This is a genomic window from Actinophytocola sp. (assembly GCF_050699915.1).
Taxonomy (GTDB): domain Bacteria; phylum Actinomycetota; class Actinomycetes; order Mycobacteriales; family Pseudonocardiaceae; genus Actinophytocola.
Genome location: NZ_JBOHGA010000024.1, coordinates 36,840 through 47,427 on the forward strand (window position 1 = coordinate 36,840; position 10,588 = coordinate 47,427).

10 protein-coding genes, 1 tRNA gene and 1 pseudogene are annotated in these 10,588 nt (G+C 70.6%); 8 read left to right on the forward strand and 4 right to left on the reverse strand.

Annotated features, from left to right (window positions below; all coding sequences use genetic code 11):
- Window positions 1-156 precede the first annotated feature (156 nt).
- Together ACRDSK_RS07130 and ACRDSK_RS07135 are read right to left on the reverse strand one after the other, a co-directional pair.
- A complete protein-coding gene (locus tag ACRDSK_RS07130) occupies window positions 157-2,235 on the reverse strand; it encodes an FAD-dependent monooxygenase (RefSeq protein WP_431439147.1) in 2,079 nt (692 codons plus the stop codon).
- Window positions 2,235-3,062 carry an LLM class flavin-dependent oxidoreductase gene (locus ACRDSK_RS07135; protein WP_431439148.1) on the reverse strand — a complete coding sequence of 276 codons (828 nt, stop codon included), beginning with the start codon at window positions 3,060-3,062 and terminating at the stop codon, window positions 2,235-2,237. Before ACRDSK_RS07135 ends, ACRDSK_RS07130 begins: the two co-directional genes overlap by 1 nt.
- A gap of 51 nt (window positions 3,063-3,113) precedes the next feature.
- Here ACRDSK_RS07135 and ACRDSK_RS07140 point away from each other — a divergent pair, with 51 nt between their 5' ends.
- The 3 genes from ACRDSK_RS07140 to ACRDSK_RS07150 are packed head-to-tail and all read left to right on the forward strand — an operon-like array spanning window position 3,114 to window position 5,922.
- Entirely contained in the window at window positions 3,114-3,938 is an 825-nt protein-coding gene (locus tag ACRDSK_RS07140) for a PaaX family transcriptional regulator (protein WP_431439149.1), read from the forward strand.
- Window positions 3,935-4,741, forward strand: a complete 807-nt coding sequence (locus ACRDSK_RS07145) for a tryptophan 2,3-dioxygenase (RefSeq protein ID WP_431439150.1) — start codon at window positions 3,935-3,937, stop codon at window positions 4,739-4,741. Before ACRDSK_RS07140 ends, ACRDSK_RS07145 begins: the two co-directional genes overlap by 4 nt.
- Window positions 4,738-5,922, forward strand: a complete 1,185-nt coding sequence (locus ACRDSK_RS07150) for a kynureninase (RefSeq protein WP_431439151.1) — start codon at window positions 4,738-4,740, stop codon at window positions 5,920-5,922. Before ACRDSK_RS07145 ends, ACRDSK_RS07150 begins: the two co-directional genes overlap by 4 nt.
- A gap of 77 nt (window positions 5,923-5,999) precedes the next feature.
- Here the strand turns inward: ACRDSK_RS07150 and ACRDSK_RS07155 are convergent, their stop codons facing one another.
- Window positions 6,000-6,569: a snapalysin family zinc-dependent metalloprotease gene (locus ACRDSK_RS07155; RefSeq protein WP_431439152.1), complete on the reverse strand. Its 570-nt coding sequence runs from the start codon at window positions 6,567-6,569 to the stop codon at window positions 6,000-6,002.
- Window positions 6,570-6,745: 176 nt separating this feature from the next.
- Between ACRDSK_RS07155 and cmk the strand changes: the two genes are divergently transcribed.
- The 5 genes from cmk to ACRDSK_RS07180 all read left to right on the forward strand — a co-directional run bounded on the left by cmk (window position 6,746) and on the right by ACRDSK_RS07180 (window position 10,508).
- Window positions 6,746-7,474: a (d)CMP kinase gene (gene cmk, locus ACRDSK_RS07160; protein WP_431439153.1), complete on the forward strand. Its 729-nt coding sequence runs from the start codon at window positions 6,746-6,748 to the stop codon at window positions 7,472-7,474.
- Window positions 7,475-7,480: 6 nt separating this feature from the next.
- On the forward strand, window positions 7,481-8,116 hold the full coding sequence (locus ACRDSK_RS07165; protein WP_431439154.1) for a lysophospholipid acyltransferase family protein: 636 nt from the start codon (window positions 7,481-7,483) through the stop codon (window positions 8,114-8,116).
- Between the two features lie 11 nt (window positions 8,117-8,127).
- Complete coding sequence (der, locus tag ACRDSK_RS07170) at window positions 8,128-9,540, forward strand: ribosome biogenesis GTPase Der (protein ID WP_431439155.1); 1,413 nt, start codon at window positions 8,128-8,130, stop codon at window positions 9,538-9,540.
- Window positions 9,541-9,590: 50 nt separating this feature from the next.
- Window positions 9,591-9,664 (forward strand) — tRNA-Pro (locus ACRDSK_RS07175).
- 115 nt (window positions 9,665-9,779) lie between these two features.
- Window positions 9,780-10,508, forward strand: a complete 729-nt coding sequence (locus ACRDSK_RS07180) for a tyrosine-type recombinase/integrase (protein WP_431439156.1) — start codon at window positions 9,780-9,782, stop codon at window positions 10,506-10,508.
- On the opposite strand, the pseudogene ACRDSK_RS07185 reads toward ACRDSK_RS07180, so the two are convergent.
- Window positions 10,478-10,588: pseudogene (locus ACRDSK_RS07185) on the reverse strand (IS5/IS1182 family transposase); the annotation flags it as partial. The gene ACRDSK_RS07180 and the pseudogene ACRDSK_RS07185 overlap by 31 nt on opposite strands.

The window sequence follows — 10,588 nt, forward strand, 5'->3', positions numbered from 1 at the left end:
GGCGCGGAGTGGGCGGGATCGTCGGTGCTCGTCGGTAAAGTGGAAATCGGGGGGCCCCCGCGCGGCCGGGATCGAAGTTCGGGGCGAACGCTGCGAGCGACGCCTGGTTGGGAGCCTCGGCGAGGCGCCGGCGAAGCGACGCCGGGCTGGCCGGCCTCACAGCGCCGCCTCCAGCGGGCTCCTCGGCGGGTCGAACAGGCACAGGTCCGCACGGCCCGCGGCGACGATCGTGTTCATCTCGTCCGGGGTGGTCAGGTAGCCGCCGACCAGGGTGGGCACGCCGGCCTCGTTGCGCACCCGGTCGGACAGCGTCGTCAGGTACCCGCGCCGGTACTCCGGGCGCGAACTCGCCGTCGTGTGTCCGGCCCGCACGTGCACCAGGTCCACGCCGTGCGCTGCCAGCGCCCCTGCATGCGCGATGCCGTCCTCGACCGTCAGTCCGCCGCGCGCCCAGTCGGTCACCGTCAGCCGCGCCACCAGCAGGCGGTCGGCCGGCCACGCTGCGCGGACCGCGTCCACCACCGACAGCGGGAACCGCAGCCGGTCCGTGCCGAAGGCGTCGGTGCGCCGGTTCGTCAGCGGCGACAGGAAGCTCGCCAACAGATACCCGTCCGCCAGGTCCAGCTCCAGCGCGTCGAAGCCGGCCGAACGTGCCTGCGTCGCCGCCGCGACGAACTCCGACCGCACCTGCTCCATGTCCGCCGCCGACATCTCCCGCGGCACCGGCCCGAACGGCGCGTACCGCAGCGGCGACGCGGACAGCAGCGGCCACCCGTCCCGCAGCGGAACGTCCACACCGGACTCCCGGACCGCGCCGCGCCGGCCTGCGTGCCCGAGTCGCACGCCCACGAGCGCACCCGCGTCGTGCACGGTGTCGACCAGCTTGCCCACCACCGGCGCCCACGACTCGTCGAGCACCGGGCACGACGGCGTGGTCCGGCCGGCTGCCGACACGGCCACGAACCCGGTCAGCACCAGGCCGGCACCCGTCCGCGCGGCATCCGCCAGGTCGCCGCCCGCGCGCACCACCCGGTTCCGCGTGGTCAGCCCGCCGATCCGCAGCGGCGCGAACGTCGGCGGAGCGGCCACCGAGCCGGGCGCGGCCGACGAACCGCCCGCGGTCGCGGCGAACCACGAGTCCAGCACCCGGATCAGGTGCGGGTCGCGCTGGGTCAGGTTCGCGTGGCTGATCCGACCGCTGCGGGTCAGCAGGTTGAACGCGAACTGGATCGGCTCGAGCCCCGTGTAGTGGCTGACCCGGCTGAAGTACGCCGCGCTGTCACCCGCGGCCTGCTGGAACCGCTCGACAATCGGCTGGCGCTCCAGCTCGTAGTCGGTGAGCGCCTGCTCGACGCTCGACGGATGCCGCACGAAGCTGTTGGCCAGCGCGATCGCGTCCTCCATCGCGAGCTTGGTGCCCGAGCCGATCGAGAAGTGCGCGGTGTGCGCCGAGTCGCCGACGAGCACCACGTTGCGGTCATGCCAGGAAGCGTTGCGCACCAAGGGAAAGTCCAGCCAGGCCGACTTGTTCGACATCAGCCGGTGCTCGCCCAGCTCGTCGGCGAACAGCTTGCGGCAGAACGCGATGCTCTCCTCCTCCGACATCGCGTCCAGCCCGGCCCGCCGCCAGGTCTCCTCGGTCGTCTCCACGATGAAAGTGCTGGTGTGCTCGTCGAACGGGTACGCGTGCACCTGGAACAGCCCGTGCTCGGTCTGCTTGAAGATGAACGTGAACGCGTCGAACACGAGGTCCGTGCCGAACCACACGTACTTGCAGCCCTGCGGCCGCGAGGTGGTCCCGAAGTCACCGGCGCGCCGCAACACGCTGTTCGCCCCGTCCGCGGCCACCACCAGGTCGGCCGGCGACGGCGAGGAGACCTCGACACCGAACTTCAACGTCACGCCCAGCGCGCGGGCCCGGCGCTGCAGGATGTCCAGCAGGTGGGTGCGCTTGATCGCCGAGAACGTGTGACCCGTCGAGCGCAGCACCTGCCCGCGGTAGTGGATGTCGATCGAGGTCCACCGCGCGAACGAGTCGGTGATCTCCAGGTAGGTGGCGTAGTCGGCGTCCCGCAGCGCACCCAGCGTCTCCTCGGAGAACACCACGCCCCAGCCGAACGTCGCGTCCGGCGCGTTGCGCTCCACCACGGTGACCTCGTGCGCGGCGTCGGCCCGCTTCAGCAGGATCGCCAGGTACAGCCCCGCCGGCCCCGCGCCCACCACCTCGACGCGCACTACGAAAGCACCTCGGCGAGCCGGTCCAAATCGTCCAGGTCGGCGACCGTGGGGTAGAGGATCAGCTCGTCGCAGCCCTCCGCCTCGTAGCCGCGCACGAAGTCCTTCACCTCGCGCGCCGAGATCAGGATGCCGGCCGCGATCCGCTCCGCGAACGGGCCGGTGAACGCGTAGTAGTCGCGCACGTAGTCACGCCCGCGTTCCGGGTCGCCGAACACGAAGTAGCCCTGGCCCCACAGCGTCGGCTCGCCTGGCCGCTCCAGGTCCCGCCACGCGGCACGGGCCCGCGTCGCCGCCGAGCCGAACGCCCGCGGCGGGCCGCCGCCGTGCGCGTAGCCGTCTGCGTAGCGGGCCATCCGGGCGAACGCCGGCCCGCTCGATCCGCCGACGAGCAGCCCGATGTCCTTCCGGGACGGACCGATGCCCGAGCCGTCTAGCTGGCCGCGCAGGTAGGCGAGCTGCTCGGAGAGCGCCGCCCCCCGGGTGCGCCGGTCCACGCCTGCCGCGTCGTAGTCGTCCTGGCGGGCGCCGACGCCCAGGCCGAGCGTGAACCGCCCGTCCGAGATCGCGTCGACCGACACCGCCTGCTTGGCGAGCATCGCCGGGCCGCGGAGCGGGCCGATCGCGATGTTGGTCGCCAGGCCGACGCGGGAGGTGACCGCCGCGGCCGCGGACAGCGCGGCGAACGGCTCGATGCTGTCGTAGACCAGCCGGTCGAGCACCGCGGCCGTGGAGAACGGGCCGGCGTCGGCGCGCCGAGCCCATTCCACGAGCAACGCGCCCGAAGCGCCGGGAATCGTGTTGGGGAGCCCGATGCCGACCTTCACCCGCGAAACATTACGGTTGACCCCGATAAGGCGTCAACTATGCTCCCGGGCATGACCGACCTGCTGCGAGGGTTCGAGCCGGCCCCGCAGGGTCTCGTGCTGAGCCTGCTCGGCGCCCACCACGTCCCGCGCGAGCGCGGTGTGGTGTGGTCGGGCGGACTGGTGCGGCTGCTCGGGGAGTTCGGCTTCTCGCCCGGCGCCGCGCGCGTCGCGCTGAACCGGCTGGTCGGTCGCGAGCTGCTGGCCAGCAGTCGGGACGGCCGGCACGTCTACTACGCGTTCACTCCGCGCACGGTCGCCGTGCTCGCCGAGGGCGACCGCCGGATCTTCTCGCTCGGCGAGAGCCCGCGCACCGAGGTCACGTGGACAGTCCTGTGGCACTCGATCCCGAAGGACCGCAGGCTCGCCCGCACCCGGCTGGTGCGCCGGCTGCGCTTCCTCGGCTTCGGCTCGGTGCAGGACGGGACATGGCTCGCCCCGCACGACCGGGAGGCCGAGGTCGGCAAGCTCCTCGACGAGCTGGACGTCGCGACGCACGCGGGCGTCATGCTCGGCCGGCCGGCGGTCGCGATCGACTTCGGGGTGTTCGTCGCCCGGGTCTGGGATCTCGACGAGCTGGCCGAGCGGTACCGCGCGTTCGCCGAGCACTTCCGCGACCAGCGGGCCGGCGGGACCCTCGACGACCGGCAGGCCCTGCTGCTGCGCACCCGGCTGGTGCACAGCTTCCGCGAGTTTCCCTTCCTGGATCCCGAGCTACCCGAGGACCTGGTGCCCGCACCCAAGCACCGAGCCGAGGCCGTGCGGCTTTTCCACGACCTGTACCCGGCGCTGGCCCCGGCGGCCCAGCGATACTTCGACGAGGTGACCATGCCATGACCGACCAAGGCCCGAATGGACAGTCAGCCGCGCTGACGTACACGTCCTACCTGGCGCTCGACGAGGTCCTCGCCGCGCAGCGGCCGCGGTCCGACGAGCACGACGAGATGCTGTTCATCGTCATCCACCAGGTCTACGAGCTGTGGTTCAAGCAGCTGCTGCACGAGCTCGCGCACCTGCAGTACATGCTGGAGAAGGTCGACACGGCGCACTCGGTCCGCACCCTGCGTCGGGCGCTGACGATCCTCAAGGTCGTGGTCGCGCAGATCGACGTGCTCGAGACGATGACCCCGCGCCAGTTCACCAGCTTCCGCGCGCGGCTCGACGCGGCCAGCGGGTTCCAGTCCGGCCAGTTCCGCGAGCTCGAGGCAGTGCTCGGCCGCCGCGACGAGCGAATGCTCCAGCCGTACGCGAAGGGCAGCGAGGCCCGCGACCGGATCACCGCGGCGATGTCCCGGCGGTCGATCTTCGACTCGTTCCTGGCCTACCTGGCCGGCAGCGGCTACGACATCCCGTCCAGCCACCTCAACCGGGACCTGCGGCTGCCCTGGGAGGCCGCGCAGGACGTGCAGCGCGTGCTGGTACAGGTGTACGGCGACGACGCCGGCCCGTCCACCGTGGCCGACCTGCTCGTCGACCTGGACGAGGGCATGCAGGAGTGGCGGTACCGGCACGTGAAGATGGTGGAGCGCACGATCGGGTCCAAGGCGGGCACCGGCGGCTCGGCCGGCGTCGCGTACCTGCAGCGGACGCTGTTCCAGGCCGTGTTCCCCGACCTGTGGGCCGTACGGAGCGAGCTGTGACCACATTGGACGATCTGCGCCGCGCCCCCAACGCCCTCGCGCGCCACTACGGCCGCTTCGACGTCGCCAACCGGCTGCTGCTGACCGGCCACTCCCACCAGGCGTGGCCGGACGTCGCGCTGCACGGCCAGATCGAGGCGTTCACCGACGCGGCCGCCGCCGCGGACCAGAAGTGGGAGCTGGCCTTCGCCAAGGCCGATTGGGTACGTGAGGGCTTCCGGACGCTGCTGGACGATCCCGGCGCGGACATCGCGCTCGCCGGTTCGACGCACGATCTGGTCATCCGCTTTCTGTCCAGTGTGGACCTTCGGCGGCGGCCGCGGCTGGTGACCACCGACGGCGAGTTCCACACGCTGCGCCGCCAGCTCGCCCGGCTCGCCGAGGAGGGCGTCGAGGTCGTCCGGCTACCCGCGGCCCCGGTCGACACGCTCGCCGAACGGCTCGCGGCCGAGGTGGACGGGCGGACCGCCGCCGTGCTCGTGTCCGCCGTGCTGTTCGAGACCTCGCGGATTGTGCCCGACCTCGGTTCGCTGGCGCGGGCCTGCGAGGCCGGGGGAACGGAGTTGCTGGTGGACGCCTACCACGCGCTGGGCGTGGTGCCGCTGTCCGTGCGTTCGTCAGGGCTCGGCTCGGCCTGGGTCACCGGGGGCGGCTACAAGTACCTCCAGCTCGGGGAGGGCAACTGCTTCCTGCGGCTGCCCCCGCACGCCTCGTCGCTGCGGCCGGTCGTCACCGGGTGGTTCGCGGAGTTCGACGAGCTGACGGCGAAGGCGTCCGGACAGGTCGGCTACGCGCCCGGCGGGGACCGGTTCGCGGGCTCCACCTACGACCCGACGAGCCACTACCGCGCGGCGCGGGTGCTCGAGTTCTTCGCCGAACAGGGGCTGACCTCTGCGTTCCTGCGGGAGGTGTCGCAGCACCAGAACGGGCTGCTGGCCGACCTGTTCGACGCGCTCGACGCGCCACCGGAGGCCATCACGCGCGACCGGTCGGCGCCGCGGTCGGCCTACGGCGGGTTCCTCGCGCTGGAGTCGCCGCGGGCCGGGGTGCTACAGAAGGAGCTCGCCGAGCGTGGCGTGCTCACCGACAGCAGGGGTAAATTTCTCCGGTTTGGCCCCGCCCCGTACATGTCGGATGAGCAGCTGGAGAAGGCGATCGCCACGCTCGGCGAGCTGCTTTGAGAGCACAGTTCGAAACACTCCTGATCAGCAGCCTCATGGCTCGTCGCTGACCTGTTTCGAACTGTGCTCTGTTCTGGCTAGCTGTCCTGCCAGCCGATGATCACTCGGTGCTGCTCCTTCTTGGGCGCGTTCGCGGCACCGTTCGCGTAGTTCGCCTCGACCTCGGCGATCTCCTCGGCGTTCGGCTGTGCGTTCGTGCAGTCCACGCCGCCCGTGCTGCCGGACATCAGGCTCTCGCACGGTCCGGGCTTCACGTCGGGCAGGCCCAGACTGTGGCCGAACTCGTGCGCGGCGATCCGGATGACGTTGTAACCCTCGTCGACGGCCTGCTTGCCCATCCAGATGGTGCCGTTGTCACCAGGGAACATCGGGCCCAGCTCGGCCTGCGGCCAGCCGTCGAAGGACTCGAAGGTGACCTCGGCCGGCTGACCAGACTGGGCCTTGACGATCTCGACGTTGTTCACCGAGTCGTTCCAGATCTGGATGGCCTGGGTGATCTCGTTGGTGTACTCCGGGGCCAGGCTGTCGTCGTAGCTGATGGTGACGGCCGCGGGCGCGACGTCGTCGGCCATCGCGTTCGGTACGACGAATCCGCCGACCAGCGCGGACGAGACGGCGACCAGGCCGATGACTGTGCGTTTGAGCATCGTTACCTCCTGTATCTGCCTTTGCGATGCTAGGTCGGCTTCGGCCGCGTGGGGACCCGCTGATGGTCGGGGAGATGGCTGTCACCAGTTGCCAGCTACCCGGGTCCTGATCGCCACGGTTCGGAGGCACCAGGCACAATGGAGGAAGGGCGGGTCGGATGGAGGAGGCAACCGCGGTGGTTGAGGGCGAGCTGCGTGGCGTGATCGCGCTGGACGGCCCGTCGGGAACCGGGAAGTCCACGGTGGCGCGCCGACTCGCGGCCCACCTGGGTGCCGGTTATCTGGACACCGGCGCGATGTACCGGACCGTGACGCTCGCCGTGCTGCGAGCCGGCGTGGCGCCGTCCGACGAGGCCGCCGTCACGCGGGTCGCGGAGCGGGTGACGCTGAGCATCAGCACCGACCCGGCGCACCAGGAGGTGCGGCTGGGCGAGGAGAGCGTGGGCATCGAGATCCGCGGCCAGGTGGTGACCGGCGCGGTGTCGGCCGTGTCCGCGGTGCCGCGGGTGCGCGAGCTGCTGCGGATCCAGCAGCAGGAGCTGATCGCCGGGGCGTGCGACTCGTACGGCGGGATCGTCGTGGAGGGCCGCGACATCGGCACGGCGATCGCCCCGGACGCGGCGTTGAAGATCTTCCTCACCGCGTCGTCGGACGCCCGCGCGCAGCGGCGGACCAGTCAGGACGCGGCCGAGGGCCGGACGTCGACGCTGGACGCGACCAAGCAGGACGTGGACCGGCGCGACCGACTGGACTCCTCGCGGGCGGCCTCGCCGTTGCAGGCGGCGGACGACGCGGTGCGGCTGGACACCACGCACCTGGACGTCGCGGGCGTGCTGGACCAGATCCTGGAGTTGGTGGACGAGCGCGAGCTGCGTGGGGTGGCTGCCAGCCCTGGCAGGTGGTGACCTTCCGTGTTGCCCGAGGGTGCCCGGCCGCGCCTGCACGACCTCGCCCGGTGGATCGCGCGCTGGCTGTACCGCCCGGCCTACCGGGTGCGCGTGCGGGGTCGGTCGCGGGTTCCGTTGACCGGGCCGGTTGTCCTGGTGGCGAACCACAGCACGCTGATCGAGCCGCCGGTGATCTTCGGAATGCTGCCGCGCCGGTCGGTGTTCCTGGTGAAGAGTGAGTTGGCCACCGGCGCTATGGGTTGGGGTCTCAAGCGGATCGGGCAGCTGATGGTCCGCCGCGGTGAGGCCGACCGGGCCGCGCTGCTGGGTGCGGTACAGGTGCTGCGCGCCGGTGGCGTGCTCGGCGTCTTTCCCGAAGGGACAAGGGGTTCCGGCGACGTGGCGCGGGCCGAGCAGGGCGCGGCGTGGCTCGTGCGGACCACCGGCGCGGTCGTGCTGCCGGTGGCGACGCGCGGCACGCTGCGGCCGTCCGGGAGCGGCCGGCGGTTCCGACCGCGGCTGGACGTCCTGGTCGGCGAGCCGTTCCAGCTGACCGTCCCACGAGGACGGTCCGGCCTGGTGGCGGCGACCGAGGAGCTCCGCGGGCGCCTGGCCGACCTGGTGCACGAACTGGACGAGCAGCGCGCCGCCGCTGCCTGATGAGGACTGTGATGACCGATCTGGATGGAACGTGGGCCACGGAGTCCGAGTGGACGGCCGTGGACGAGGAGTTCGGCCACGGCGACGAGGACGGCGGTCAGCCGCCACAGCCGGTGCTGGCCGTCGTCGGGCGGCCGAACGTGGGCAAGTCGACGCTGGTGAACCGCATCATCGGGCGGCGCGAGGCGGTGGTGCAGGACAAGCCGGGCGTGACCCGGGACCGGGTGGCGTACGACGCGCTGTGGAACGGTCGGCGGTTCACCGTCGTGGACACCGGCGGGTGGGACCCGAAGGCAGAGGGTCTGCAGGCGTCGGTGACCGAGCAGGCCGAGCTGGCCATGATGACTGCGGACGCTGTGTTGTTGGTGGTCGACGCGACGGTAGGTGCGACCGGGACCGACGAGGCGGCCGCCAGGGTGCTGCGTCGCTCGAAGAAGCCGGTCCTGCTGGCCGCGAACAAGGTCGACGACGAGCGGTTGCTCGCCGACACGGCGGCGCTGTGGTCGCTGGGTCTCGGCGAGCCGCACCCGGTGTCGGCGCTGCACGGCCGCAACTCGGGCGACCTCCTCGATGCGGTCCTGCATGCGCTGCCCGCGACGCCCCGCGAGTCCTTCGACACCGCGCGGGGCCCGCGTCGCGTGGCGCTGGTCGGCAAGCCGAACGTGGGTAAGTCGTCGCTGCTGAACCGCCTGACCGGCTCGGCCCGAGCCGTCGTCGACCCGGTGGCCGGCACCACGGTCGATCCGGTCGACTCGCTGGTGGAGCTGGATGACGAGACGTGGCAGTTCGTGGACACGGCCGGCCTGCGCAAGCGAGTGAAGACGGCGTCCGGCATGGAGTACTACGCGTCGCTGCGCACTCGCGCCGCCATCGAGGCGGCCGAGGTGGCGATCGTGCTGCTCGACGCGTCCGAACCGATCACCGAGCAGGACCTACGAGTCCTGACGATGGTGGTCGACGCCGGCCGCGCCTGCGTCCTGGCCCTGAACAAGTGGGACCTGGTGGACGAGGATCGTCGCCACCAGCTCACCAGGGAGCTCGAGCGTGGCCTGGTCCGTGTCCCCTGGGCGGACCGCGTGAACGTGTCCGCGCTGACCGGCCGGTCGGTCCGCAAGCTGGCGCCGGCGCTGCGGACCGCGCTGACCTCGTGGGACCAGCGAGTATCGACAGGCCAGCTGAACTCCTGGCTGGCTGAGTTGATCGCCGCCACCCCACCCCCCGTCCGCAGCGGCAAGCAGCCGAAGGTCCTGTTCGCGACCCAGGCACAGACCCGACCGCCCACCCTGGTCCTCTTCACGAGCGGCTTCCTGGAGGCGGGCTACCGCAGGTTCGTGGAACGCCGCTTCCGAGAGGCGTTCGGTTTCGCCGGCACCCCGGTCCGCATCTCGGTCCGGGTCCGGGAGAAGCGCCCCCGTAAGTCCTGAGGCTGCTGGTTGCGTTAGGCTGTGCGGGCACCTCCTCACGGAGGTGTGGCCGGGCTGTGGCGCAGTTTGGTAGCGCACTTGACTGGGGGTCAAGGGGTCGCAGGTTCGAATCCTGTCAGCCCGACGGTGAAGCGGGTTCTCGCAGCTCAGAGGCTGTGAGGACCCGCTTTTTGTTGATCTTGGGTCGTTCGTCCAGTTGAGCACAGCGGTTGGTGACAACTTGACTGGAGGATGTTCCCATGAAGGGGGATTTGACTGAACAGCGTCTACCGCGGCCCGTTGGTGCGATCTGGCGGACCTACGTAGAGGACTGGGACCGGTCCATGCGGGCGGCCAACAAGCCGTTGACGACTCGCTACAACTACGAATTGGCGGTCACGCAGCTGGCCGGCTTTCTCGATGGCGGCGACACGACGACGTTCCTGGCCAACTCGGGCAGGAACGTCGGAGAGGACATGTCGGATGCTGCGGAGGATCCAACCGATGTGCAGAAGGGGCATATCGAGTGGTTCCTCGCCTGGATGATCGAGACGAGGTCGGCCGCCACGGCACTGAACAAGTACAAGGCACTGCAGCAATTCTTCAAATACTTGGAGTACGAGGAGGAGATCAGTCGGCATCCGATGCAGCGGATCCCGCAGCCTAAACCCGGAACGAAGCTGATCCCGGTCGTGGCGGACGATGAGATGGCCGCGCTGCTGGCCACGTGCGCGGGAAAGTCCTTCCTCGACCGCCGCGACACAGCGATCATTCGCCTACTGTTTGACACTGGTGGACGGCTGACGGAGACGGCGATGCTCGACCTCGACGATCTGAATATGCGGCGTGACCTGATCAAGGTTGACGGCAAGGGGAACAAGGAGCGTGCGATACCGTTCGGGGAGAAGACCGGCCAGGCTCTTGCCCGCTACCTCCGAATTCGCGCTAAGACGGTGTCTCATGTGGCCGTTTTGCGGAGTTTCTTGTAGCAGGTGAGGGCGGCGGCGAGGGTGAGGAAGGCGCTGAAGTGGTTGGCGTAGCGGTCATATCGGGTGGCGAGCCGGTGGTA